The organism is Bacillus paramycoides (assembly GCF_001884235.1).
GTDB lineage: Bacteria > Bacillota > Bacilli > Bacillales > Bacillaceae_G > Bacillus_A > Bacillus_A paramycoides.
The window spans coordinates 99,843-126,420 of record NZ_MAOI01000066.1; the positions used below are offsets into that span (position 1 = coordinate 99,843).

Annotated in this window: 29 protein-coding genes; 27 read left to right on the plus strand and 2 right to left on the minus strand. The window is 36.9% G+C overall.

Going from position 1 to position 26,578, the window contains the following annotated elements; genetic code table 11:
• Positions 1-205 precede the first annotated feature (205 nt).
• The 25 genes from dnaJ (at position 206) to BAU28_RS11300 (ending at position 22,147) form a co-directional block, all read left to right on the plus strand.
• On the plus strand, positions 206-1,306 hold the full coding sequence (dnaJ, locus tag BAU28_RS11185; protein WP_002173508.1) for a chaperone protein DnaJ: 1,101 nt from the start codon (positions 206-208) through the stop codon (positions 1,304-1,306).
• Positions 1,307-1,334: 28 nt separating this feature from the next.
• Positions 1,335-2,273: a 50S ribosomal protein L11 methyltransferase gene (gene prmA / locus BAU28_RS11190; protein ID WP_071718593.1), complete on the plus strand. Its 939-nt coding sequence runs from the start codon at positions 1,335-1,337 to the stop codon at positions 2,271-2,273.
• 145 nt (positions 2,274-2,418) lie between these two features.
• On the plus strand, positions 2,419-3,168 hold the full coding sequence (locus tag BAU28_RS11195) for a 16S rRNA (uracil(1498)-N(3))-methyltransferase (RefSeq protein WP_071718594.1): 750 nt from the start codon (positions 2,419-2,421) through the stop codon (positions 3,166-3,168).
• Positions 3,169-3,174: 6 nt separating this feature from the next.
• Positions 3,175-4,527, plus strand: coding sequence for a tRNA (N(6)-L-threonylcarbamoyladenosine(37)-C(2))-methylthiotransferase MtaB (gene mtaB, locus BAU28_RS11200; protein WP_071718595.1), 1,353 nt, complete (start codon positions 3,175-3,177; stop codon positions 4,525-4,527).
• Between the two features lie 346 nt (positions 4,528-4,873).
• On the plus strand, positions 4,874-5,047 hold the full coding sequence (gene rpsU / locus BAU28_RS11205; RefSeq protein ID WP_000048061.1) for a 30S ribosomal protein S21: 174 nt from the start codon (positions 4,874-4,876) through the stop codon (positions 5,045-5,047).
• 15 nt (positions 5,048-5,062) lie between these two features.
• Complete coding sequence (locus BAU28_RS11210; RefSeq protein WP_002173504.1) at positions 5,063-5,506, plus strand: GatB/YqeY domain-containing protein; 444 nt, start codon at positions 5,063-5,065, stop codon at positions 5,504-5,506.
• A gap of 109 nt (positions 5,507-5,615) precedes the next feature.
• On the plus strand, positions 5,616-5,909 hold the full coding sequence (yqfC, locus tag BAU28_RS11215) for a sporulation protein YqfC (RefSeq protein WP_002088680.1): 294 nt from the start codon (positions 5,616-5,618) through the stop codon (positions 5,907-5,909).
• 231 nt (positions 5,910-6,140) lie between these two features.
• Positions 6,141-7,340, plus strand: coding sequence for a sporulation protein YqfD (yqfD, locus tag BAU28_RS11220; RefSeq protein ID WP_071718596.1), 1,200 nt, complete (start codon positions 6,141-6,143; stop codon positions 7,338-7,340).
• A gap of 3 nt (positions 7,341-7,343) precedes the next feature.
• On the plus strand, positions 7,344-8,303 hold the full coding sequence (locus tag BAU28_RS11225) for a PhoH family protein (protein ID WP_071718597.1): 960 nt from the start codon (positions 7,344-7,346) through the stop codon (positions 8,301-8,303).
• Positions 8,304-8,500: 197 nt separating this feature from the next.
• Positions 8,501-10,645 carry an HD family phosphohydrolase gene (locus BAU28_RS11230; protein ID WP_002173501.1) on the plus strand — a complete coding sequence of 715 codons (2,145 nt, stop codon included), beginning with the start codon at positions 8,501-8,503 and terminating at the stop codon, positions 10,643-10,645.
• A complete protein-coding gene (gene ybeY / locus BAU28_RS11235) occupies positions 10,642-11,112 on the plus strand; it encodes an rRNA maturation RNase YbeY (protein WP_071718598.1) in 471 nt (156 codons plus the stop codon). The genes BAU28_RS11230 and ybeY overlap by 4 nt, the downstream gene beginning before the upstream one ends.
• Positions 11,109-11,462 carry a diacylglycerol kinase family protein gene (locus tag BAU28_RS11240; RefSeq protein WP_071718599.1) on the plus strand — a complete coding sequence of 118 codons (354 nt, stop codon included), beginning with the start codon at positions 11,109-11,111 and terminating at the stop codon, positions 11,460-11,462. Before ybeY ends, BAU28_RS11240 begins: the two co-directional genes overlap by 4 nt.
• Positions 11,463-11,562: 100 nt before the next feature.
• Complete coding sequence (locus BAU28_RS11245; RefSeq protein ID WP_071718600.1) at positions 11,563-11,961, plus strand: cytidine deaminase; 399 nt, start codon at positions 11,563-11,565, stop codon at positions 11,959-11,961.
• The gene (gene era, locus BAU28_RS11250; RefSeq protein WP_001080234.1) at positions 11,954-12,859 is read left to right on the plus strand and encodes a GTPase Era; all 906 of its coding nucleotides are present in this window, start codon (positions 11,954-11,956) and stop codon (positions 12,857-12,859) included. Before BAU28_RS11245 ends, era begins: the two co-directional genes overlap by 8 nt.
• Positions 12,860-13,035: 176 nt before the next feature.
• A complete protein-coding gene (locus BAU28_RS11255; protein WP_000883924.1) occupies positions 13,036-13,179 on the plus strand; it encodes a YqzL family protein in 144 nt (47 codons plus the stop codon).
• A gap of 33 nt (positions 13,180-13,212) precedes the next feature.
• On the plus strand, positions 13,213-13,959 hold the full coding sequence (gene recO / locus BAU28_RS11260; protein ID WP_002173498.1) for a DNA repair protein RecO: 747 nt from the start codon (positions 13,213-13,215) through the stop codon (positions 13,957-13,959).
• Positions 13,960-14,065: 106 nt separating this feature from the next.
• A complete protein-coding gene (ccpN, locus tag BAU28_RS11265; RefSeq protein ID WP_083594685.1) occupies positions 14,066-14,698 on the plus strand; it encodes a transcriptional regulator CcpN in 633 nt (210 codons plus the stop codon).
• A gap of 29 nt (positions 14,699-14,727) precedes the next feature.
• On the plus strand, positions 14,728-15,540 hold the full coding sequence (locus tag BAU28_RS11270; RefSeq protein ID WP_071718602.1) for a pyruvate, water dikinase regulatory protein: 813 nt from the start codon (positions 14,728-14,730) through the stop codon (positions 15,538-15,540).
• Between the two features lie 392 nt (positions 15,541-15,932).
• Complete coding sequence (locus BAU28_RS30905; protein ID WP_165615161.1) at positions 15,933-16,085, plus strand: hypothetical protein; 153 nt, start codon at positions 15,933-15,935, stop codon at positions 16,083-16,085.
• A gap of 29 nt (positions 16,086-16,114) precedes the next feature.
• Positions 16,115-16,288, plus strand: coding sequence for a DUF188 domain-containing protein (locus BAU28_RS30910; RefSeq protein ID WP_244158098.1), 174 nt, complete (start codon positions 16,115-16,117; stop codon positions 16,286-16,288).
• A gap of 140 nt (positions 16,289-16,428) precedes the next feature.
• A complete protein-coding gene (gene dnaG, locus BAU28_RS11280; RefSeq protein ID WP_071718603.1) occupies positions 16,429-18,225 on the plus strand; it encodes a DNA primase in 1,797 nt (598 codons plus the stop codon).
• Positions 18,226-18,284: 59 nt separating this feature from the next.
• Positions 18,285-19,412 (plus strand): RNA polymerase sigma factor RpoD, encoded by a 1,128-nt coding sequence (rpoD, locus tag BAU28_RS11285; RefSeq protein WP_000764062.1) that lies wholly within the window; start codon positions 18,285-18,287, stop codon positions 19,410-19,412.
• Positions 19,413-19,797: 385 nt separating this feature from the next.
• A complete protein-coding gene (gene cccA / locus BAU28_RS11290) occupies positions 19,798-20,154 on the plus strand; it encodes a cytochrome c550 (protein WP_002173495.1) in 357 nt (118 codons plus the stop codon).
• Positions 20,155-20,321: 167 nt separating this feature from the next.
• On the plus strand, positions 20,322-21,029 hold the full coding sequence (locus BAU28_RS11295) for a tRNA (adenine(22)-N(1))-methyltransferase (RefSeq protein WP_071718604.1): 708 nt from the start codon (positions 20,322-20,324) through the stop codon (positions 21,027-21,029).
• Positions 21,026-22,147, plus strand: coding sequence for a Nif3-like dinuclear metal center hexameric protein (locus BAU28_RS11300; RefSeq protein WP_071718605.1), 1,122 nt, complete (start codon positions 21,026-21,028; stop codon positions 22,145-22,147). The genes BAU28_RS11295 and BAU28_RS11300 overlap by 4 nt, the downstream gene beginning before the upstream one ends.
• 40 nt (positions 22,148-22,187) lie before the next feature.
• Here the strand turns inward: BAU28_RS11300 and BAU28_RS11305 are convergent, their stop codons facing one another.
• Complete coding sequence (locus BAU28_RS11305) at positions 22,188-23,138, minus strand: 4-hydroxy-3-methylbut-2-enyl diphosphate reductase (RefSeq protein ID WP_025147417.1); 951 nt, start codon at positions 23,136-23,138, stop codon at positions 22,188-22,190.
• Positions 23,139-23,227: 89 nt separating this feature from the next.
• The gene (vrrA, locus tag BAU28_RS11310) at positions 23,228-23,920 is read right to left on the minus strand and encodes a VrrA/YqfQ family protein (RefSeq protein WP_071718606.1); all 693 of its coding nucleotides are present in this window, start codon (positions 23,918-23,920) and stop codon (positions 23,228-23,230) included.
• A gap of 186 nt (positions 23,921-24,106) precedes the next feature.
• Between vrrA and BAU28_RS11315 the strand changes: the two genes are divergently transcribed.
• Positions 24,107-25,417, plus strand: coding sequence for a DEAD/DEAH box helicase (locus BAU28_RS11315; RefSeq protein WP_071718607.1), 1,311 nt, complete (start codon positions 24,107-24,109; stop codon positions 25,415-25,417).
• 256 nt (positions 25,418-25,673) lie between these two features.
• On the plus strand, positions 25,674-26,570 hold the full coding sequence (locus tag BAU28_RS11320) for a deoxyribonuclease IV (protein WP_025147420.1): 897 nt from the start codon (positions 25,674-25,676) through the stop codon (positions 26,568-26,570).
• The last annotated feature ends 8 nt before the right edge of the window (positions 26,571-26,578 follow it).

Sequence of the window (26,578 nt, forward strand, 5' to 3'; positions counted from 1 at the left end):
AAGATGACAAAAAGTCAAAGTCAAGCGTGCCTTGGCTTTGGCTTTTTTCACGAATAAGAAAAAAGTGGTTATTTGAGCTAAGACATTCTTGAGAAGGTCTTAAGTTTTGAGCTTTGCATATTGTAAGTGAGGAAACTTTGTTGCAAAGCACTTTCTTTCGGTGTTAAAATTACGTTTATGTGAAAGATTCGGGGGTTACAAATTTATGAATAAACGAGACTATTATGAGGTGCTTGGACTTAGCAAGGGCGCTTCTAAAGATGAAATTAAAAAAGCGTATCGTCGTTTGGCTAAAAAGTACCATCCAGACGTAAGTAAAGAAGAAAATGCAATTGACAAGTTTAAAGAAGTACAAGAAGCATATGAAGTATTAAGTGATGATCAAAAACGCGCACAGTACGATCAATTTGGTCACGCTGGCCCAAATCAAGGTTTCGGTGGTGGAGACTTTGGTGGAGGTTTCGGCTTTGAAGATATCTTTAGTTCATTCTTTGGTGGCGGCGGCAGACGTCGTGATCCGAATGCTCCGCGTCAAGGTGCTGATTTACAATATCAAGTTACTTTAGAGTTTGAAGAAGCAATTTTTGGTAAAGAATTAAACGTTGAGATTCCAGTAGAAGATCCATGTGATACTTGCCACGGTAGTGGAGCGAAGCCGGGAACTTCAAAAGAAACATGTAAACATTGTTCAGGAACAGGTCAAATAAGTGTAGAACAAAATACACCATTTGGCCGTATTGTAAACCGTCAAGCGTGTAACCATTGCTCAGGAACAGGTCAAATGATTAAAGAGAAATGTACGACATGCCATGGTTCTGGTAAAGTACGTAAACGCAAAAAAATTAATGTGAAAATTCCAGCTGGTATTGATAATGGTCAACAAATTCGCGTGTCTGGTAAAGGCGAAGCGGGTGTGAATGGTGGGCCGGCAGGTGACTTATATGTTGTTGTTCATGTGAGAAATCATGAATTCTTCGAACGTGATGGCGATCATATTATTTGTGAAATGCCATTGACATTCGCACAAGTAGCGCTTGGTGCTGAAGTAGAAGTACCTACAGTTCACGGGAAAGTGAAGTTGAAAATTCCAGCAGGAACACAAACAGGAACGGAATTCCGTCTAAAAGGAAAAGGAGCTCCGAATGTACGTGGATATGGTCAAGGAGATCAATACGTAGTGGTTCGTGTCGTTGTACCGACGAAATTAACTTCGCATCAAAAAGAATTATTGCGTGAGTTCGCAGGTCAGGAAAATCAAGATGATAGCTTATTCGGAAAGCTTAAACGTGCTTTCAAAGGGGAATAATGGAAATAAAAAATGGAGTTGGTAAATTGTGAAATGGTCAGAAATTAGTATTCATACAACAGAAGAAGCAGTAGAAGCTGTCTCTCATATTTTGCACGAAGCAGGCGCTAGCGGGGTTGCAATTGAGGATCCGGCGGAGTTAACGAAAGAGCGTGAGCAACAATACGGTGAGATTTATGCACTTAACCCAGATGAATACCCAAGTGAGGGTGTTTTGGTGAAAGCATATTTCCCACAAACGGATTCTTTACACGAAACGGTTGCAAGTGTAAAATCATCTATTGATGCGCTACCATCTTTTGACATCGAAATTGGTACAGGAAACATTACAATTAATGAAGTCGATGAGGAAGATTGGGCTACTGCTTGGAAGAAATATTATCATCCAGTTCAAATTTCTGATACATTCACAATTGTGCCGACGTGGGAAGAATATACACCGTCTTCTCCAGATGAAAAAATTATTGAATTAGATCCAGGTATGGCGTTTGGTACAGGGACACATCCAACAACAACGATGTGTATTCGTGCTTTAGAAAAAACGGTTCAGCCAGGTGATACTGTGATTGATGTGGGGACAGGTTCGGGGGTACTTAGTATTGCAGCAGCAAAATTAGGTGCGGCTTCTGTTCAAGCGTATGATTTAGACCCAGTTGCAGTTGAAAGTGCAGAGATGAATGTGCGCTTAAATAAAACAGATGACATTGTCAATGTTGGACAGAATAGTCTATTAGAAGGTATTGAAGGTCCGGTTGATTTAATCGTAGCAAATTTATTAGCAGAAATTATTCTTCTATTCCCTGAAGATGCAGCGAGAGTTGTGAAGCCAGGTGGATTATTTATTACATCTGGTATTATTGCGGCGAAAGAAAAAGTAATTTCTGAGGCGTTAGAAAAAGCTGGATTTACAATTGAAGACGTGCTTCGAATGGAAGATTGGGTAGCAATTATTGCACGAAATGCGTAATATAGATTTTAGTCTATAAAGAACAGGGGAGTCTCTCACTATATAAGGTGAGGGACTTGCCGTTTGTTATATGAAAATGATAACGTTTCGTTCTTTTCGTAAGTGTTGACTTACGAAAGGAACGAAACTCTACTAAGGTGATTATATGCAACGTTATTTTGTAGAAGAGAAATATGTAAATGAGACAAGTATTCGCATAATGGGTGATGATGTCCATCACATCGCAAGAGTGATGCGTATGTCAGCTGGTGACCACATTTATTGCTGTGTAAATGGTAAAACAGCAGAATGTTCAATTGCTGAAATTACCAGTGAATTTGTGGATACCGCTATTGTAGAATGGATAGGGGCGTCAAGCGAACTTCCTGTGTTCGTGACGATTGCAAGTGGACTGCCGAAAGGAGACAAGCTAGAGTTAATTTTTCAAAAAGGAACTGAGCTTGGGGCAGCTGCATTTTTACCCTTTCAAGCATCTCGCTCTATTGTAAAATGGGATGCGAAAAAAGCAGATAAAAAAGTTGAGCGTTTGAAAAAGATTGTGAAAGAAGCTGCGGAACAATCACATAGAAGTGAAATTCCAGAAGTGCATGCTCCTGCATCATTTAAGCAATTACTTGCAATGAGTAGTGAGTATGATAGCTGTCTTGTTGCTTATGAAGAGGAAGCAAAACAAGGTGAGAAATCTAATTTTGCGAAAGCTTTAGCGACGATTAAACCGGGTCAAAAGCTGTTAATTGTATTTGGACCAGAAGGCGGTTTAGCGGAGGAAGAGATTACTGCACTTCGTGAACATAAATTTGTACCATGTAGTTTAGGACCAAGAATTTTAAGAACAGAAACGGCTCCGCTTTATGCGTTAAGTGCCGCTTCTTATCATTTTGAATTGATGGGGTGATAATCAATGGCAACTGTTGCGTTCCACACGTTAGGTTGTAAAGTAAACCACTATGAAACAGAAGCGATTTGGCAATTGTTTAAACAAGGTGGTTATGAAAGAACTGAATATGAAAAGAAATCTGATGTATATGTTATTAATACATGTACAGTAACAAATACTGGAGATAAAAAAAGCCGTCAAGTAATTAGACGTGCTGTACGTCAAAATCCAGATGCGGTAATTTGTGTAACTGGATGTTATGCACAAACATCTCCAGCTGAAATCATGGCAATTCCAGGTGTAGATATTGTTGTTGGTACGCAAGATCGTGAGAAAATGTTAGGATACATCGAAGAGTTCCGTAAAGAGCGTCAACCAATTAATGCTGTCCGCAATATTATGAAAACACGTGTATACGAAGAGCTTGATGTACCATATTTCACGGACCGTACACGTGCATCTTTAAAAATACAAGAAGGTTGCAATAACTTCTGTACATTTTGCATCATTCCTTGGGCGCGTGGTTTAATGCGTTCTCGTGATGGAAAAGAAGTTATTAAACAAGCACAGCAACTAGTAGATGCAGGTTATAAAGAAATCGTATTAACAGGTATTCATACAGGTGGATACGGTGAAGATATAAAAGATTATAACTTAGCTGGATTACTTCGTGATATGGAAGCAGAAGTAGGCGGATTGAAACGTCTTCGTATTTCTTCTATCGAAGCGAGTCAAATTTCAGATGAAGTAATTGAAGTGCTAGATAAATCTGAAGTAGTTGTACGTCACTTGCATATTCCACTGCAATCAGGATCTAATACTGTATTAAAACGTATGCGCCGTAAGTATACGATGGAATTTTTCCAAGAGCGTTTAGATCGTTTGAAAGAGGCGCTACCAGGTCTTGCGATCACATCAGATGTAATCGTTGGATTCCCAGGTGAAACAGAAGAAGAATTCATGGAAACGTACAATTTCATTAAAGAGAATCGCTTCTCTGAGTTACACGTATTCCCTTACTCAAAACGTACGGGAACACCTGCAGCGCGTATGGAAGATCAAGTTCCTGAAGATGTGAAGAACGATCGTGTTCACCGCTTAATTGAACTATCTAATCAATTAGCGAAAGAGTATGCTTCACAGTTTGAAGGTGAAGTGCTTGAAATTATCCCGGAAGAGCAATTTAAAGATGGCGACCGTGAAGGGTTATATGTAGGTTATACAGATAACTATTTGAAAATTGTGTTTGAAGGATCTGAAGAATTAATTGGTAAGCTAGTAAAAGTGAAAATTACAAAAGCTGGTTATCCATATAACGAAGCGCAGTTTGTTCGTGTTCTTGAAGATGATGTGAAAAAAGAATCAGCAAGCGCATAATAAAAAGCATGCAAACAAAAAGGGTTTGCATGCTTTTTTCGTTTGTGGAGAAGTTAAGTATTGAAAGAGGATGTAATGGATTGCTCGTTAACTGAGTATTTTTTAGCAGTTCTCTATATAAAAATAATTTAGTGATAAAAATATATTTATTTTTAAGGGAAAGAGATAACAGCTATCTACATAGTTTTTGAAAAAGGAAGAGCATCTCTTCTTCTTTTATTCTGCCAAATAGTTGACCTGAAGTGATAAAATGTATTATAATCGTAAAAGACATGCTGAAGAAGTGTTTCTTTTTGCATGCTGAAGTTAGTATGTAAGTGTGATGTTTCGGAGGGAGGGAAAGAGAATGTCAAAAACAGTCGTTCGTAAAAACGAGTCTTTGGAGGATGCACTTCGCCGTTTTAAAAGATCGGTTTCTAAAACTGGTACACTTGCTGAAGCAAGAAAGCGCGAGTTTTATGAAAAACCAAGTGTAAAACGTAAGAAGAAATCTGAAGCGGCAAGAAAGCGTAAATTCTAAGAGAGGGTGTAAGTTATGAGTCTTCTCGGTCGTTTAAACGATGATATGAAACAAGCGATGAAGAATAAACAAAAAGAAAAATTAACCGTCATTCGTATGGTTAAGGCTGCTTTACAAAATGAAGGTATTAAACTGCAACATACTCTTACTGAAGAAGAGGAATTAACAGTTTTAGCTCGTGAAGTAAAACAGTATAAGGACTCCCTCCTTGAATTTAAAAAAGCTGGTCGTGAAGACCTTGTTGATAAACTGCAAAGTGAAATTCAGATTTTAAGCGCATATTTGCCGGAGCAATTAACAGAAGAAGAATTAGCTGATTTAATTAAGCAAGTTATTTCTGAAGTTGGTGCTACTTCTAAAGCAGATATGGGTAAAGTGATGACTGCTATTATGCCGAAAGTAAAAGGTAAAACAGACGGATCACTAGTGAATAAGCTGGTTATACAGCTATTAGCATAAAAAAACGTCTCATTTCGTATGAGACGTTTTTTTATGCTTTTTTTCAGTTTGGACGTGATATTACAAGCTCTTTTTTCATACATATGGGATGAGAGGGGGTCTTTTGGAGATGAAGAAATTAGAACAAATGAAGAATTGGTTAACGAAGCAAATAGACCTGCCAGTGGATGTGTTAATGGATCTACCTCGGATCACGCTTGTTGGGCAAGTGCATATCTATATAGAAAATCATCGAGGATTATTAGTGTTTTCAGATAAAGAGGTAAGATTGCTATTAAAACATGGTCAATTATTAATTAAAGGTCAATCCTTTGTTATTAAAACAATCCTTCCAGAAGAACTTTTACTTGAAGGGATAATTGAACAAGTGACATTTTTAGAAAATGAAAAGAAAGAGGAGTGAGGGGAAACTTCCGTTTGTGAAGTTTTTCTTCCTTATCCCCATTAACAGGTAGTAATCCAATCTTAATATTCAGTTCATACAAAGAAAATGCCCGATTAGTGAGGGGATAATTAGTGGGGATGAAACCCTCGCTGATTAAAGTTCCGCTTTATTTCATTTTAGTACGAGCTATTTTGATACTTAGAGTGAAAGGTATTGTATCTACTTTTAGAAAGGTAGTGGAGATAGTCGATGAAAAATAAATGGTTTATAAAGTGGCTTGGGTATGTAAAGGTACGGATTGAAGGTAGAGGGGCGGAACGCTTTGTTAACGAGTGTGTTCGTAGAAAATTATTAGTTTGGGATGTAAAGAAGATTGCAGATGAAACGTTAGTTTTTTGCATGTTATTACGAGATGTGAAAAAAATAAAACCAATCTATAGAAAAAATGAGTGCAAATTATATTTTATTGGACGTTACGGTTTTCCTTTTTGGAATAAGCGTTTAATTAAAAATAGTGGATTTTTAATTGGTTTTTTAATATTTTTTTTCGGAATGATTGCATTATCGAATATGGTGTGGAAAATTGAAATTACAGGAGCAAAACCTGAAACAGAATATATATTGATAAAAGAATTGGACAAAATGGGTATTAAAAAAGGGAAATTACAGTTCCAAATGCCTAATGTAGAAGATGTTCAACGTCATTTAACGGACAATATTAATGCGATTACTTGGGCAGGATTGGAAATAAGAGGGACAACATATCATTTTAAAATTGTTGAAAAAAATGAACCGAAAAAAGAAAAGGAACAACAGCCACAAAACTTAGTGGCAAAAAAAGAAGCGACTATTACGAAAACGTTTGTAGAAGTTGGAAAACCAGTCGTCATGAAAAATGATCATGTAGAAAAGGGGCAACTTCTTGTATCTGGGATGTATGGTAATGAGGAGAATCCGACAGTTGTTTCGGCTAAAGGGATTGTATATGGGGAAACGTGGTACAAATCTGAGGTGGATGTGCCGTTAAAGACACAATTTCATGTGTATACGGGTAATTCGTATAATGAATATTTTCTTAAATTTGGGAGTGCTAAAATAAAAATATGGGGATTTCAACATGATAAGTATAAACGCTCTCGTACTGAAAGTGTAAAACATGATGTGAAATTATTTGGCTTCACATTACCAGTTGCATACGAAAAAGATATTGTACGAGAAGAGGAAGAAGCGAATCGAGAATATACCGAAAAACAAGCAATGAAAGTAGCGAAAGAGATGGCAGAAAAAGAACTGAAGAAAAAATTGGATGAACATGCTATGATTGTAAGTGATAACATTTTGAGTAAAGAGGTTGAGGCGGATCACCTAAAGGTCACATTACATTATACAGTGATTGAAAATATTGCAGAGCCACAACCAATATCTGAATCCGATATTCAAGGAGACTGAGTAATGGCAGAACAATTAGTAGAAATGAACCAACAATTGGAAAATCCCAATGAGGCAATCGCTCTTTTTGGGGTAAATGATGCTCATTTAAAAGTAATTGAACGAGAACTTAGTGTATCGATTGTGACTAGAGGAGAGTCTGTTCGTGTATCTGGCGCAGATGAAACTGTGGCGCTCGTAGAAAAAATCTTACAACAGTTACTTGTTGTTATCCGTAAAGGTGTGTCAATTTCGGAAAGAGATGTTGCGTATGCAATTCAGCTTGGGCAACAAGGGAAAATCGCTCAATTCGAAGAACTATATGAAGAGGAAATTTTTAAAACAGCAAAAGGTAAATCCATTCGTGTGAAAACGATGGGACAAAGACGATATATTCATGCAATGAAAAAGAATGATATTGTATTTGGAATAGGACCTGCTGGGACAGGAAAAACATACTTGGCTGTAGTAATGGCTGTGAGAGCTTTAAAGCAAGGGTATGTAAAGAAAATTGTTTTAACAAGACCTGCTGTAGAAGCTGGGGAGAGTCTAGGGTTTTTACCAGGTGATTTGAAAGAAAAAGTAGATCCGTATTTACGCCCGTTGTATGATGCATTGCACGATATTCTTGGACAAGAATATACACAGCGTATGATGGAGCGAGGTGTAATTGAAATTGCACCCCTTGCTTACATGAGGGGGCGTACTCTTGATGATTCATTTGTTATATTAGATGAAGCACAGAATACAACTGGTGCTCAAATAAAAATGTTTTTAACACGATTAGGTTTTAGTTCTAAAATGGTTGTGACTGGAGACCCTTCGCAGGTAGACTTGCCAAAAGGGGTAAAATCAGGTCTTTCTATTGCTGCTAATGTTTTGTCTGGTGTATCAGGTCTTTCGTTCATTACACTGGAACAAACAGACGTTGTGAGACACCCGTTAGTGCAACGTATTATTGAGGCATATGATAAAATGGAATGATCCTATTTGTCAGGATCATTTCTTTTTGTATGATAAGGTTGGCGAACGGCATATTTTTTACTATCATTAAAGACGAGGGAAATAAACTATAGGTGATGGTGTATGAAAATATGGACCTATAAAGCATTGTTGGCTGGAAGAAATGAAAGCTATAAGTAGTTTCACTTTATTTCTGGAGAGGAGAAGGTATTGAAATCATGTCAAGATCTCAAGAAATTTCTAAGTGGTTTCGTAATTTACAACATTCGAAGAAACTAAGTTGGATTTCTTACGTTTTATTAGGAGCAGTACTGTTTTTTGCACTTATGAATAATGTGAAACCAGAGCAATTAGATGTTGAAATATACTCTATTGCAAAAAAAACAATCCACTCTCCTATTAAAATTGAAGATAAAGTTACAACGGAAAAAAAGAAAAAAGATGCCGCTACAAAAGTTGAAGATCAGTATACATATAGAAGTGAGCTTAAACAAAATAAAGTGGATATTGTTAATGATGTTTTTGCTAAGGTAGATGAAGTGGTGCAAGAGATTAAAGCCATTGGGCCAGATGAGCAAAAAAAGATTACTGATGCTGATAAAGTGGACAAGTTGAAAAAGAAATTACCCGTCGATTTAACAAAAGATTTATCTGATTCAAACTTACTGAACTTGATTAACGCAGATTCAAGCCAATTGGTATTAGCGAAAGATGCAGCAGTCACAGCCATTAATAGTATAATGACTATGCATATTAAAATGGACGAATTGAAGGACGCAAAAGAGCGGTATGTAAGTGAGATGAATAGTGTTAATGTCGATAGTGGTCTAAAAGAGGCTGTTAAGGCACTAGGGAAATATGCAATTTCAGCGAATTATTTTTATGATCCGACTTTAACAAAAGAGAAGAGAAAAGCAGAGGAAGATTTAGTTGCACCTGTTTATATCCTTCAAGGACAAGTTCTTGTTAGGGAAGGAGAAACGATTTCAAGTGATATGTATAATCAGTTGAAATTAGTTGGGTTGCTAGAGAAAGGTAATACCTTCCAACCTTATGTTGGTTTGGCGGTGCTCATTTGTGTGTTGCTATACTTTATGCATAAGCAGTTTGAAGTATTTTTACAGCGAAAAAGAGAAGATAGGCCGTATGTCTTAGCATACATCACAATTCTGTCTATCACGATTGTTTTAATGAAAATCATTAGTTTATTTCAAAAGCTTGAATATGCGGGGATTGCGTATGTGGTTCCGGTCGCGATGGGGACGATACTTGTAAAATTAATGATTGGTGATCGATTTGTATTTTTAACAAGTATGATTTTTTCTGTGTGTGGAAGTATTATGTTTAATGAAGGTGTAACGAGTACGCTGAATTATAGTGTAGGTATTTATGTTTTATTAAGTTCATTATCGGTTAGCATCTTCTTGAGAGAAAAAAATCGTCGTACGATGATTTTACAAGCTGGTATACTCGTTTCTGTATTAAATGTAGTCGTATTGGCGGCTTTGCTACTATTGCGAAATGGGAACTTTTCGCCTCTTGAAATTGGTATGCAATTATTAATGGCTGCAGTTTCAGGGATTATCTCTTCTGTTCTAGCTATGGGGATTTTACCGTATTTAGAAAGTGGACTCGGAATTGTATCAAGTATGAAATTAATGGAACTTTCAAGTCCGAATCACCCGCTCCTGCGTAAAATTTTATTAGAAGCACCGGGTACGTATCACCATAGTGTAATGGTAGCGAATCTGTCTGAAGCTGCTTGTGAAGCGGTTGGAGCAAATGGAGTGTTAGCGCGTGTAGGGGCATATTATCATGATGTAGGAAAGACAGTACAACCGCAGTTTTTTATTGAAAACCAGATGGGAATTAAAAACCCGCATGATAAATTAGATCCTGTAACGAGTAAAGATATTATCATTGCTCATGTAACTGATGGGGTGAGGATGTTGGAAGAGTATCATATTCCTCAAGAAATTGTTGATATTGCCGGACAGCATCACGGTACAACGTTGCTTAAATATTTTTACTATAAAGCGATTAAAGAGGATAAAGAGAAATATAAGGAAGAGATGTTCCGCTATCCAGGATCAAAAGCGACATCTAAAGAGTCGGCAATTGTTGGTATTGCTGATAGTGTAGAAGCGGCGGTACGTTCGATGAATCATCCAACGCCAGATCAAATTAATAATTTAGTGCAAAGTATTATTAGAGATCGTTTGCAAGATGGGCAATTTAGTGAATGTGATTTGACATTTAAAGAATTACAAATTGTTGGTAAAACGTTATGTGAAACACTAAATGGTATTTTCCATTCTCGTATTACATATCCGGAACTGCCGGAAGAAAAGGAGAAAGAATGAGTTTATTAATTGATTTTATTGATGAAACAGAAGAAGTGAAAGACGAATATATAAGTTTGATTCGAGGATTGGTAGAGAAAGCAGCCCAAATGGAAAATATAGAAGAAGGAACGGAATTATCGGTTACGTTTGTAGATAATGAACGTATTCGCGAAATTAACCGTGACTACCGAGATAAGGATCAGCCTACAGACGTTATTTCTTTTGCAATGGAAGAAATGGGAGAAGGCGAAATGGAAATCGTCGGTGCAGAGATGCCACGTATGTTAGGGGATCTTATTATTTCTATTCCAAGAGCAAAAGAACAAGCTGAGGAATATGGACATTCTTTTGATCGTGAACTCGGGTTTTTAGCGTTACATGGCTTTTTACATTTGCTTGGTTATGATCACATGACAGAAGAGGATGAAAAAGAAATGTTTGGAAGACAAAAAGAAATTTTAGAGGCATTTGGATTAGGACGATGAAAAAAGGAAAACTTATAAATAGTTTTGGATATGCTATAGCTGGCATGTACTTTTGTCTTCGTCATGAACGAAATATGAAAATTCACTATTTGGCCGCAGTCATTGTTATATGCTGCGGCTTTTATTTCCATATTACAAAAACAGAATGGATCATATTACTTATTGTGATTGGGATTGTAATAAGTTTAGAGATGGTGAATACGGCTATTGAAAAAACAGTAGACTTAGCAACCGCTGATATTCATCCGTTTGCAAAAATTGCAAAGGATGTTGCAGCGGGAGCGGTTTTATTGTTTGCAATTATAGCTGTTGTAATTGGTGCTATTATCTTTTTACCGTATATGGTATAGTTGGCATTCCAAAGCTTTTATTAAGCTTTGGGAGCGCCGTGAAGGCCTTTAATGAAAGAATGTATCTATTCACATCTGTGAAGGGAAAGGATGCGGGAATATGAATAGCAAACAATTAATTCAAGAAGCAATCGAAGCGCGTAAACAAGCGTACGTACCATATTCTAAATTTCAAGTAGGTGCAGCTTTACTAACTAAAGATGGAAAAATATATCGTGGATGTAATGTTGAAAATGCATCATATGGTTTATGTAACTGTGCAGAAAGAACAGCTTTATTTAAGGGGATTTCTGAAGGGGATAAAGAGTTTGTAGCTATTGCAGTCGTAGCGGATACAAAGCGCCCAGTACCTCCTTGTGGAGCATGTCGACAAGTTATGGTAGAATTATGTAAACAGGATACGAAAGTATACTTATCAAACTTACATGGTGACGTTCAAGAGACAACAGTCGGAGAATTGTTACCAGGAGCATTTTTAGCGGAGGATTTACATGAATAGAAAAGGTTATAAATCAGGTTTTGTCTCTATTATTGGCAGACCGAATGTTGGGAAATCTACATTTTTAAATCGTATTATCGGCCAGAAGATTGCTATTATGAGCGACAAGCCACAAACAACTCGTAATAAAATTCAAGGTGTATATACAGAAAATGATTCACAAGTGATTTTCATTGATACACCAGGAATACATAAACCTAAACATAAACTAGGTGACTTCATGGTGAAGATGGCTCAAACGACATTGAAAGAAGTTGATATTGTTCTGTTTATGGTCAATGCAACTGAAGGATTTGGTCGTGGTGAGGAATTCATTATTGAGAAATTACAAGAAACGAAACAACCGGTATTTTTGGTAATTAATAAAATTGACCAAGTTCATCCAGAGCAATTATTAGAGTTAATTGATCAATACCGTAAGCTACATGAGTTTGCAGAGATTGTACCAATTTCTGCATTAGACGGTAATAATGTGGAAGCGTTAATTGGAGCAATTAAAAAGTATTTACCAGAAGGACCACAATACTACCCAGATAATCAAGTAACGGATCATCCAGAGCGATTTATTATTGCAGAGCTTATTCGTGAAAAAGTACTACATTTAACACGTGAAGAAGTGCCGCATTCTGTAGCTGTTGTTATTGATGCAATTCAAAAACGTGAAGGCGGGGCAGTTTATATAAATGCAACGATTGTTGTTGAACGTGCATCACAAAAAGGAATTATTATCGGTAAGCAAGGGAAGATGTTAAAAGAAGTCGGTAAGCGAGCTCGCTTTGACATTGAAGCACTTCTCGGTTCTAAAGTATTTTTAGAAGTATGGGTGAAAGTGCAAAAAGATTGGCGCAATAAAATGTCACAGCTGCGTGACCTTGGTTTCCGTGAAGACGAATATTAATATGAAGTAAAGTTGTGATCAGTGGATGTTTTGTTCATCCACTGATTATTGGTTTTCATAAACCTTGATAAATTAGGAAAAATTTTTCTCACATGAAAATGAACAAAATGGGTCAATTTAATAACAACAAAAGAAATTGGTTTATAGGCTACGCTTATTGAGAAAGGTGGATTCTTATGCTAGATTTTACCTGGAAGTTTTTCTCCAAAACAGGAAGCATTGAAACGTATTTGCTTTTGAAAGAAATGGAAAAAGACGTAAACGATGAGATGGATCAACATGAAGAGGAGTTAGCGCATTTAGATTCTCCAATTTCTTGACCCGTTTTGTTCAAACCTTGGATGGTGACGAACATGTTTCAAAAAGTTGAGGGCATTGTTATCCGTACGACAGATTACGGAGAAACGAACAAGATTGTTACAATATTCTCACGGGAATTTGGTAAGGTAAGTGCAATGGCAAGAGGGGCGAAAAAACCGAAAAGTCGGTTAGCAGCTATTTCGCAACTTATGACACATGGTCATTTTCTTATTCAAATGGGATCTGGACTTGGAACTTTGCAACAAGGCGAGATTATTTCATCTATGAAAGAAATTCGCGAGGATATATTTTTAACTGCTTATGCATCATTTATTATTGAATTAACTGATAAAGCAACAGAAGATAAGAAGCATAATCCGTATTTATTTGAAATGTTATATCAAACGTTGCATTATATGTGTGAGGGTGTTGACCCAGAAGTATTATCGTTAATTTATCAAACGAAAATGCTTCCGGTATTAGGGATGCGCCCGTATTTTGATACATGTGCTATTTGTCATCAAGCAACAGATTTTGTCGCCTTCTCTGTCCGAGAAGGTGGTTTTCTGTGCTCGCGTCATGCGGAGCAAGATCCGTATCGTATCCCGGTGGGAGAGGCTGTTCATAAATTATTACGTCTCTTTTTTCACTTCGATCTACACCGGCTCGGTAATGTATCGGTGAAGGATAGTACAAAAAAACAAATGCGCACAGTATTGAATACATATTATGATGAATATTGTGGGATTTATTTGAAATCAAGGCGTTTCCTAGAACAACTTGATAAGTTTCAAATATAATTAGGGCCGTATACGGTCCTTTTTACATACTTTCTTTTTCGAATAGCATATTTAGTATATAATATTTAAGAGATAGTATAACTTTTTTCGTTGTGCATTAAAGGTGGTGATTATCATAGAGCTGAATAAACGGCAAGAACATATCATTCAGATTGTAAAAGATCACGGTCCTATTACAGGGGAGTCAATTGCTGCGCAATTGGGTTTAACACGTGCAACGCTAAGACCAGACTTAGCAATTTTAACGATGGCTGGTTATTTAGAAGCGCGTCCACGCGTAGGTTATTTTTATACGGGTAAAACTGGGGGACAGCTATTATCTGAAGCTGTTAAGAAAATTAAAGTGCAAGATTATCAATCTAGGCCGGCTGTAATTGATAAAAATGTATCAGTATACGATGCAATCTGTACTATGTTTCTAGAGGACGTTGGTACATTATTTGTTGTAGATCAATCTACTTTATTAGTTGGCGTTGTATCTCGTAAAGATTTATTGCGAGCTAGCTTAGGAAAGCAGGATTTAACCTCTCTTCCGGTTAATATTATCATGACAAGGATGCCAAACATTGCGATGTGTCGCAGGGAGGATTCTTTATATGATATTGCGATGGAATTAATAGAAAGACAGATTGATGCGATGCCAGTTGTAAAGGATACGAAACAAGGTATAGAAGTGATTGGACGAATTACAAAAACAAATATTACGCGTGCGTTTGTCAATTTAGTAAATAACGAATAAGTGTAATTTGTTTAAAGTGAGGTAATGTAATGGATAATAAAATCGTATATGTCGTATCTGACTCTGTAGGAGAAACAGCTGATTTGGTTGTTAGAGCGGCAATGGGGCAGTTCCCATTCGCTCCTGATATTAGACGTGTACCGTATGTAGAAGATACAGGGACATTAAAAGAAGTGATCTCGATTGCCAAGAGCAATCAAGCGCTTATTTGTTTTACGTTAGTAAAGCCTGATATGCGTCAATACTTAGTGACAGAAGCGGCAAAAGAAGGAGTAGAGGCATACGATATTATCGGACCTCTTATTGATCAAATTGAAGAAATTACAGGGCAAGTACCAAGGTATGAGCCAGGTGTCGTTCGAAGATTAGATGAAGAGTACTTTAAAAAAATCGAAGCGATTGAATTTGCAGTTAAGTATGATGATGGCAGAGATGCACGTGGTATTTTAAAAGCTGATATCGTGTTGATTGGAATTTCGCGTACATCAAAAACACCACTTTCACAATATTTAGCGCATAACAAACGTTTGAAAGTTGCCAATGTACCACTTGTACCGGAAGTGGATCCGCCTGAGGAATTATATCAAGTGGCAAAAGAGAAATGTTTCGGTTTGAAAATTACACCCGATAAGTTAAATCATATTCGAAAAGAACGTTTGAAATCACTTGGATTAAGTGATGGAGCAACATATGCAAATATTAATCGTATTAAAGAAGAAATTGATCATTTTGAGGAAGTAATTAGTAAAATAAATTGTCAAGTGATTGATGTATCGAATAAGGCGATTGAAGAAACAGCAAATATTATTGTGAATGCAGTGCAAAACCAAAAAATGTTTTAGCACATTTACCAAAGGTGAATGTGCTTTTTTCGCTCGTGAGAAGTAGGTAGAGGAAGATGTGAAGTAGAGCATGAACTTTAGTCTTAGTAATAGAATATAGCGGAATGGTTATACTTATATTCTTCTGTTTTTTTTATTATGCTAACGGAACGAGTTTGTTATCTTTAAATGTAAGATGAAAATTAAAGGGATATGTAGCGTAGTTGAAGAAAATATATTATAATAAAAAATTGTGATAAAAACCTATATTTTACGTTTAGACTTTAATTTTTCAGAATAAACTAGGGATAGGATTTGCGAAAAAGACATGTAATTACGTTAAATCGACAAAATCTAAACAAGAAAACGCACATTATGGAAGGATTCACAGAAGGGATGTAGAATACAGAAATATGCAAAACATCAATAACATATTAGTTGATGCAGATGCGTGTCCCGTGAAGAATGAAATTGTGCAAGTTGAAACAAAATTTTATGTCGAAATTTTGTTTGTCGCATCTTATGCTCATCGTTCAAGAAAACAGCAAGGTATTGGGGTTATGTAGATTCTGAACAAGATGAAGTTGATTTTTATATTTATCAACATGCAAAAGTTACAGATCTCGTGATCACACAGAATGTGGGTCTTGCTAGCCTTCTTGTAAAAAATGGAGTATTGGTATTGTCTCCAAGAGGTACATTTGTAACAGATGAGCAAATGGATACAATTTTATATAGTAGGTATGTATCTGCGAAGTTACGCAGGTAGGGGGCTTATACGAAAGGCCTAAAATCATTTGTACAACGTGATCGACAGCACTTTCTAATAAATTTAGAAAAAATATTGTCGAATTATAAAGGAATCTTTTAATTTATATCGAATACAAAATACGACACGGAGATGGATTTATGGGGAACAGAATTCCCGAAGAAGTTGTTGAACAGATTCGGACATCATCCGATATTGTAGAAGTTATTGGTGAGTATGTTCAACTTAGAAAGCAGGGGCGTAACTATTTCGGCCTTTGTCCATTTCATGGTGAGAACTCACCTTCATTCTCTGTTTCATCTGATAAGCAAATCTTTCATTGCTTCGGATGTGGAGAAGGTGGAAATGTATTTTCCTTTCTTATGAAAATGGAAGGACTTGCTTTCACTGAGGCTGTTCAAAAGCTTGGTGAAAGAAATGGGATTACAATTGCAGAGTATACATCAGGGCAAGGACAACAAGAAGACATATCTGATGACACTGTCATCATGCAACAGGCTCATGAGCTTTTGAAAAAGTATTATCATCATTTATTAGTAAATACAGAAGAGGGAAATGAAGCACTTTCGTATTTATTAAAACGTGGTATTACAAAAGAGATGATTGAGAAATTTGAAATTGGTTATGCATCACCAGCTTGGGATGCAGCAACGAAAATTTTACAAAAAAGAGGTTTATCGCTATCTAGTATGGAACAAGCTGGCCTTCTTGTAAGAAGTGAGAAGGATGGCAGTCATTATGACCGCTTCCGCGGAAGGGTTATGTTTCCAATCTATACTTTACAAGGTAAGGTGATAGCGTTTAGTGGAAGGGCGCTAGGAGATGATACTCCGAAATATTTAAATAGCCCTGAAACACCGATTTTTCACAAAAGTAAGCTGTTGTATAATTTCCACCAAGCAAGGCCATTTATTAGAAAACGTGGACAGGTTGTCCTATTTGAAGGTTATGCCGATGTGCTAGCCGCGGTAAAAAGTGGCGTGGAAGAAGCTGTTGCGACAATGGGGACGGCTTTAACTGAAGAACAAGCGAAACTTCTGCGACGTAACGTTGAAACTGTTGTTCTTTGCTATGATGGTGATAAAGCAGGGCGAGAAGCGACGATGAAAGCAGGGCAATTATTATTGCAAGTTGGTTGCCAAGTGAAAGTTACACCCTTGCCAGATAAGCTTGACCCTGATGAATATGTGCAACAATATGGAACAACGGCTTTTGAAAATCTTGTGAAATCAAGTATAAGTTTTGTTGGTTTCAAAATAAATTATTTGCGTTTAGGGAAAAATTTGCAAGATGAGTCTGGCAAAGAAGAATATGTGAAAAGTGTTTTAAAAGAGTTATCATTGTTACAGGATGCGATGCAGGCCGAGTCATATTTAAAGTCATTATCGCAAGAATTTTCGTATTCAATGGAAACACTTTTGAATCAATTGCACCAATATCGCAAAGAACAAAAGGTACAGCAAAAACAAATAAAGCAGGTTTCTAAGCCATCTCAAATTGTTCAAACGAAACCGAAGTTGACAGGTTTTGAAAGGGCAGAAAGAGAAATCATTTATCATATGTTGCAAAGTGCAGAAGTGGCAGTGCGTATGGAACCTCATATAGAAGATTTTTATACAGAAGAACATAAAGGGATTTTATATGAACTATACGCATATTATGAAAAGGGAAATGAACCCTCAGTCGGAACATTTTTAAGTTGGCTCTCTGATGAAAAATTGAAAAATATTATCACTGATATTTCGACGGATGAATTTATTAATCCAGAATACACAGAAGAAGCGTTACAAGGCCATTTGGAGGCGCTCAGACGTCACAAGGAAAAACTTGAAAAGATGGAAATTATCTTTAAAGTAAAACAAATGGAAAAAACAGATCCTGTAGAGGCTGCTAAATATTATGTAGCGTATTTACAAAATCAAAAAACAAGAAAATAGCTTTTTCGATAAAATTTTAGTATAATGAATGTTTGTATCTCGCGTAAGGAGGGGAACAGATGGCTGACAAACCAGCTCGTTCTAAACAAATTGAAACTGAAATGACCCTTGAGCAAGTGAAAGAACAACTCACTGAGCTCGGAAAAAAACGTGGCGTTCTTACATATGAAGAGATTGCAGAACGCATGAATGGATTTGAAATTGAATCCGACCAAATGGATGAATATTATGAATATTTAGGTGAACAAGGAATTGACTTAGTCGGTGACAATGACAACGACGAAGGTCCTAATAATCGCCAAATTACAAAAACGGAAGAAGAATTCGACCTCAATGATTTAAGTGTGCCACCAGGTGTGAAAATCAATGATCCTGTTCGTATGTACTTAAAAGAAATTGGTCGCGTTGACTTACTATCCGCTGAAGAAGAAATTCGACTTGCGACACGTATTGAAGAAGGCGATGAAGAAGCAAAACGCCGTCTTGCGGAAGCAAACTTACGTCTTGTAGTAAGTATTGCAAAGCGCTATGTGGGCCGCGGTATGCTTTTCTTAGACTTAATCCAAGAAGGTAATATGGGTCTAATTAAAGCGGTTGAAAAGTTCGATTATCGCAAAGGTTTTAAATTTAGTACGTATGCGACTTGGTGGATTCGCCAAGCTATTACACGTGCGATTGCAGACCAAGCGCGAACAATTCGTATTCCAGTTCATATGGTTGAAACAATTAATAAGTTAATTCGTGTACAACGTCAATTATTACAAGATTTAGGACGCGAACCATCTCCTGAAGAGATTGGTGAAGAAATGGATCTTGCTCCAGAAAAAGTACGCGAAATCTTAAAAATTGCACAGGAGCCAGTTTCTCTTGAAACACCGATTGGTGAAGAAGACGACTCCCATTTAGGTGACTTTATTGAAGACCAAGAAGCAACATCGCCTGCGGACCATGCAGCGTATGAATTGCTAAAAGAACAATTAGAAGATGTGTTAGATACACTAACAGATCGTGAAGAAAATGTTCTGCGTCTTCGTTTTGGTTTAGACGATGGACGAACTCGTACGCTTGAAGAAGTTGGGAAAGTATTCGGCGTAACGAGAGAACGTATTCGTCAAATTGAAGCAAAAGCACTTCGCAAATTAAGACATCCGAGCCGTAGTAAACGTCTTAAGGATTTCTTAGAATAGGTTATTTTTAAGTTTACTTCACGATTGTGAAGTAAACTTTTTTATTTTGTTAATTTTTGTTAAAATTTAGCTGTCAGCAACGATTACAATTTCTTGTAATTTATTTTACAGAATTGTCTTTTGATTTGCAAATGCTCATTTTTCGATTTTTCGATTAATTTTGTTTATTCTATACAAAAAAATATGTAGAAAAGTGAAAAATATGATGAGAAACGTTAATATTTATCGAAATAATATGCGATATAAAAGTGAAAATCAATAAACTGAATTTATGGAATATTTTCAACAAGTAATAGTTTACTCTTTTCTGATAGAGCGTTTTCAAGTACAATGGAAATGACTGAATCATCTAACTATTTAGGGGTATAGAGGGGGGAGAAGAGATATGAAACGTAATCCGCTGATTCCGTTCGCTCTTATTGCAGCATTAGGTATTATCGTTATGTTTGTATTTTCATTTCAAGGGCTACATAAATCTAAAGAGTTAGCTGATGCAAAAAATGGCGGGAAACCAGCACAAACAGTATCAAAGCCAGAGGATATTGTGAAGCAAAGCTGTACGAGCTGTCATGGTGATCAGTTACAAGGAGCAGTAGGACCTAATTTACAAAAAATTGGTGGGAAACTTTCGAAAGATGAAATTAAAGAAATTCTTTCAAAAGGAAAAGGGAATATGCCACCAAATGTAGTTCCAGCTGATCAAGCAGCTAAAGTAGCTGATTGGTTATCGAAGAAAAAATAAAGTTTCGTATTACAAGCCTTTTGCTTTTGTGCAAAAGGCTTGTTTTTCTATACTTTCTAAAATACGATTAGTAATAGAGAATTGAAGTGTTGTTATGGACTTGCAACAACTACTATAAATTCATTATCATGGAGACAGACTGACAAGAGAAGGAGTAATGGAAATACATGAATGAAGTAAAGCTTTCAAAACGATTAGAAGAAGTTGTGCGGGAGATTCCGGTAGGATCTACAGTAGCTGATATTGGGTCGGATCATGCGTATTTACCGTGTTATACAATTATAAATAATATTGCTACAAAAGCAGTTGCAGGAGAAGTTGTAGATGGACCATTTCGCTCTGCACAAGCAACTGTAGCTGAAAATGGCTTGCAAGATAAAGTAGATGTTCGTAAAGGTAATGGGTTAGCTGTTATTACCCCAGGAGAAGTAGATGTTATTACGATTGCTGGTATGGGTGGAGCGTTAATTCGTGACATTTTAGAAAGTGGTAAAGAAAAATTAAAAGGTGTAACGCGTTTAATCTTACAGCCTAATATTGCTGCACATCATATTCGTGAATGGTTTATTGAGAATGGCTGGGAGCTTATCCATGAAAAAATCGTAAAAGAAGACGGGAAAATTTATGAGATTTTAGTCGGAGAGCGTGGAGATATCGCAGTACCTTACTCTGAACATAAACAAGCTGAATTATTTATGGGCCCATTTTTAATAAAAGAAAAAAGTGAGGCTTTTGTTGAAAAGTGGGAAGGAGAATTGAAAAACTTCCAAAATATTTTAAAGCAGTTAGAGCGTGCAGCAGAGTCTGAAGAGACAAAAGTGAAGCGTGCAGAAGTAGAAGCGAAAATGAAAATGATAGGGGAGGTTTTATCATGAGTAAAATTCCGAATGGCCATGAAATTATTTCTTTATTTGAAGGTATGTATCCGAAGCATTTAGCGATGGAAGGGGATAAGATTGGCTTACAGATTGGAGCGCTTAATAAACCTGTTCAGCACGTATTAATAGCGTTAGATGTAACGGAGGAAGTTGTGGACGAGGCGATTCAATTAGGAGCGAATGTCATTATTGCGCATCACCCTCTAATTTTTAATCCGTTAAAAGTGATTCATACAGATAAGGCGTACGGAAGAATTATTGAAACGTGTATTAAAAATGATATTGCAGTTTATGCGGCCCATACAAATGTAGACATTGCTACAGGCGGGGTAAATGATTTACTTGCTGATGCATTAGGGTTACAAAATACAGAAGTATTAGTTCCGACATACGCAGAAGAAATGAAAAAAATTGCTGTATTTGTTCCAGTAACTCATGCAGAAGAGGTGCGCAAAGCTCTTGGAGATGCGGGTGCTGGTCATATCGGTAATTATAGCCACTGTACGTTCGGTAGTGAAGGGGTAGGTACGTTTATCCCTCGAGAAGGGACAAATCCTTATATCGGGGAAACTGGGCAGTTAGAGCGTGTGGACGAGGTGCGTATCGAAACGATTATTCCAGCTTCACTACAAAGAAAAATTATTAAAGCGATGTTGGTAGCTCATCCATATGAAGAAGTGGCATATGATATATATCCGCTGGATAATAAAGGTGAAACATTAGGTCTTGGTAAAATAGGATATTTACAAGAAGAAATGACACTTGGGCAGTTTGCTGAACACGTGAAACAATCATTACATGTGAAGGGTACAAGAGTTGTTGGGAAGTTAGAAGATAAAGTGCATAAAGTTGCTGTGCTTGGTGGTGACGGTAATAAATACATAAACCAAGCGAAATTTAAAGGGGCAGATGTATATGTAACGGGTGATATGTATTATCATGTTGCTCATGATGCGATGATGCTCGGTTTAAATATAGTTGACCCAGGACATAATGTTGAAAAAGTAATGAAGCAAGGCGTACAAAAACAATTGCAAAACAAAGTAGATGAAAAGAAACTTAATGTGCAAATTCATGCTTCGCAGTTACATACGGATCCGTTCACATTTGTATAAAAATAACGAAAACCGTTGCTCATGTAGGCAACGGTTTTTATTATTGCTGTTTTTTTACTTTTACACGTGGCAAAATCTTTTGAAGTGGTACATTTCGAGTTCTGTCCCATGTAGCTGGATTCATTGGGTCATATTGCTCTAAGAAAGCTATAACCTCTTTCGTAATTGGCGTTGGAGTAGAAGCGCCTGCTGTAACTGCGACGTTTTCGATACCTTGTAGCCATTCTAATTGAATTTCACTTACATCTGCAACACGGTATGCTTTCGTACCAGCAATTTCTTGTGATACTTGCGCTAAACGGTTGGAGTTGTTACTTTTCGGATCACCGACAACAATTGTTAAATCCGCAACATCAGCTTGTTTAGCGACAGCTTCTTGGCGAACTTGAGTTGCTAAACAAATTTCCTTATGGAATTCTGCTGTTGGGAATTTTTTTTGAATGTCCTCCATTAAATGTTGAACATCCCATTGACTCATTGTTGTTTGATTCGTAACTAAAATTTTATCCGTTGGGATTTCTAATGTTCTTAAATCATCAGCTCTTTCGATAAGATGAACGATATCAGGTGCAATACCAACTGCGCCTTCTGGTTCTGGATGGTTTTTTTTGCCGATATAAATGACATGATATCCTTCAGCTTTCTTTGCCTCAATAAGGTCATGTGTTTTTGTAACGTCTGGACAAGTTGCGTCGATTGTCGTTAAACCTTTTTCTTTTGCACGTTGTTTAACTTCTGGAGAAACACCGTGTGCAGTAAAAATAACAGTACCAGAATCGATTTTATCTAAAATCTCTAATCGACTTGGGCCGTCTAATGTAATGATGCCATCCTCTTCGAAAGCATCTGTTACATGCTTATTGTGAACAATCATACCTAAAATATAAATGGGTCTCGGTAATGATTTATCTAATGCGGCGTTACGTGCAATAACCATCGCGTCAACAACGCCGTAGCAATAACCACGAGGGGAAATTTTAACAATCTTCATGTGAGTGATCCTCTCCTTCTAAACAAGGGATACTTTTGTGCATAGTCCATTACATTATAAAGGAGGAGTGGATAGAAAACAAAGTATTGTTACACATATAGTTTTGGTTTTGTTGCTATTTGTTGAACAGGCTCTTCTGGTAATTCTTTTTCTATTATTGGCTCAATCACTATTTTTTTTCTTTTTCTCTTTTTTGGTGGAGGAGGGGAAGTGGCTACTTCAACTTCTCCAACTTCTCCAGGTTGGTCTTCAGCTTGTTTTTCTTCCGTTCCTTTTCCAGAGGTGAGGATTTTAACAATGCTTGGTAGACTACGCATAATTGGACCATATTGCTCGACGACAGGTCCTACCGATTGAACAACTTGGGATACCTTTTCAATATTATTTATCATATTAGTTGGATTCGAAATAAGATTCGAAAAAAAGCTTCCGATGCCGCTACTAGATGTCGCTACAGCTGTAGTTGTTGCGGCACCGCGCGTATCATTTGATTCATGCATTTGAGGTGGGATCATTTGCTGAGGGTGTTGCTGTATATATGGTGGATATTGCTGTTGATATTGTGGCGGCGGTTGCTGGTGCATCATCGGTGGCCCTTCCATTTGCCGATAGGGAGGGACCATTTGCATGAATGGCTCGGTAGGATCGTGTTTTTTAAAGAGTTTAGCAAGAAAACCTTTCTTTTTTTGTGCCATCGGTGGTAGCTGTGGAATTGGGTATGGTGTGTAAGGTTGTTGTCGTTGATTAGGATACATTTGTCCTATTGGGGATTGTGGGTACATATGGGAAATCCTCCTTTCTTCAATTAGGTATATACACATACAATATGCAGTAGAAGGAAAGAAGGTTAGTTTTTATGATGAAAACCTAAACTAAAGAAAAGATGGATTTTACCTGTAGATTTCGATATAATGTAGACTTGACTGATTTGTGCGCGCAGTAGAAATTTTAGAAAGAAGGTGTAACTTATGACACTACAAACTTTTACACAGTATGATTTTAAACCATTTTTAATAGATGCAGTTCGTGAACTACGCTTTTCAGAGCCGACAGGAATTCAACAGAAAATTTTCCCAGTCGTGAAAAAAGGTGTGAGTGTAATTGGACAATCCCAAACGGGTTCTGGGAAAACACATGCATACTTACTTCCTACATTAAACAGAATTGATGCAAGTCGTGAAGAAGTACAACTTGTTATTACAGCGCCTACTCGTGAGTTAGCACAACAAATTTACGAAGAAATCGTGAAATTAACAAAGTTCTGTGCAGAAGATCAAATGATTACAGCACGTTGCTTAATTGGTGGAACTGATAAGCAACGATCAATTGAAAAGTTGAAAAAACAACCTCATATTGTAGTCGGAACACCAGGACGTATTAAAGACTTAGTAGAAGAAAAGGCGCTATTTGTTTATAAAGCGGATACTATTATTGTCGATGAAGCGGATTTAATGCTTGATATGGGATTCATTCAAGATGTAGATAAAATTGCAGCACGTATGCCTAAAAACTTGCAAATGCTAGTTTTCTCTGCAACAATTCCTCAAAAATTAAAACCGTTTTTGAAGAAATATATGGAGAATCCAGAACATATTCATATTAATCCGAAACAAGTTGCAGCAGGAAATATTGAGCATTACCTTGTGCCTTCAAGACACCGTAATAAAATTGAATTAGTGAAAAATATGCTACTTCAATTTAAACCGTACTTAGCAATTGTCTTTACAAACACAAAGAAGAAGGCTGATGAAGTAGCCGATGGATTAGCAGAACGTGGGTTAAAAGTAGGGCGTATACACGGTGATTTATCACCACGTGATCGTAAAAAAATGATGAAACAAGTTCGTGATTTAGAGTTCCAATACATTGTCGCAACAGATTTAGCGGCACGCGGTATTGATATTGAAGGAATTAGCCATGTTATTAACTATGAACTTCCATCAGATTTAGATTTCTTCGTTCACCGCGTTGGAAGAACAGCACGTGCAGGTTATTCAGGTATTGCAGTGACAATTTATGATCCAGCAAATGAAGAAGCGTTAGATAGCTTGGAAAAACAACGTCATATCGAGTTTAAGCATGTAGATTTACGCGGAGATGAGTGGGCGGATTTAGGTGACCGTCGCCGTCGTAAGAGTCGTAAAAAGCCAAATGATGGACTAGATGTTATGGCAACAAAAGTTGTTAAAAAGCCGAAAAAAGTAAAACCAAACTATAAACGAAAACTTGCAACAGAACGTGAAAAAGTGAAGAAAAAATATAGCAATAAAAAAAGATAAGGGATTTCCCTTATCTTTTTTTATTTTTTATCTCGCTACTTGTAAGAAAACCGATTGATGCGGACTAATAATTAGTGAGGGTAGAAAAAATGTTGACTAAAGCTTCACTTTATCTGGTTAATTTCAGTGAAGAGTGCAGACTGTTTAAATAGTCATTTTAATTTGTGTAGTGCCTTTTTTATGAACAAACAATTCACTACATATTTCTACAAATTATGCTATCATTATATCTATTGTATATTGAAGAGGTGATTGTATGTTAAAGATTGGATCTCATGTTTCAATGAGTGGTAAGAAGATGTTATTAGCAGCAAGTGAAGAGGCTGTTTCATACGGTGCAACAACGTTCATGATTTATACAGGTGCACCACAAAATACGCGAAGAAAACCAATTGAAGAATTGAATATAGAAGCAGGAAGAAAACATATGGAACTGAACGGTATTGAAGAAATTATCGTCCACGCTCCGTATATTATTAATGTTGGGAATACGACGAAACCTGAGACGTTTCAATTAGGTGTTGACTTCCTTCGTATGGAAATTGAAAGAACGGCAGCATTAGGTGTGGCGAGACAAATTGTTCTTCACCCAGGAGCTCACGTTGGTGCAGGAGCAGATGCTGGTATTCAGCAAATTATTAAAGGGCTTAATGAAGTAATAACGCCAGAACAAACGGTTAATATTGCGCTAGAAACGATGGCAGGAAAAGGAACAGAATGCGGTCGTAGCTTTGAAGAAATTGCGAAAATTATTGATGGCGTAAAATATAATGAAAAGTTATCTGTATGTTTTGATACGTGTCATACGCACGATGCAGGTTATGATATTGTCAATGATTTTGACGGTGTGTTAAACGATTTTGATAAGATTGTTGGGATAGATCGTTTACAAGTACTTCATATTAACGATAGCAAAAATGTCCGCGGAGCTGGAAAAGACCGTCATGAGAATATTGGTTTTGGTCATATTGGCTATAAGGCATTGCATCACATTGTGCATCACCCGCAACTAAAGCACGTACCAAAAATTCTTGAAACACCGTATGTAGGTGAAGATAAAAAAGATAAGAAGCCACCATATAAATTAGAAATCGAAATGCTGAAAAATGGTACTTTTGATGAAGGACTTCTTGAAAAAATTAAAGCGCAATAAGGAGGGGA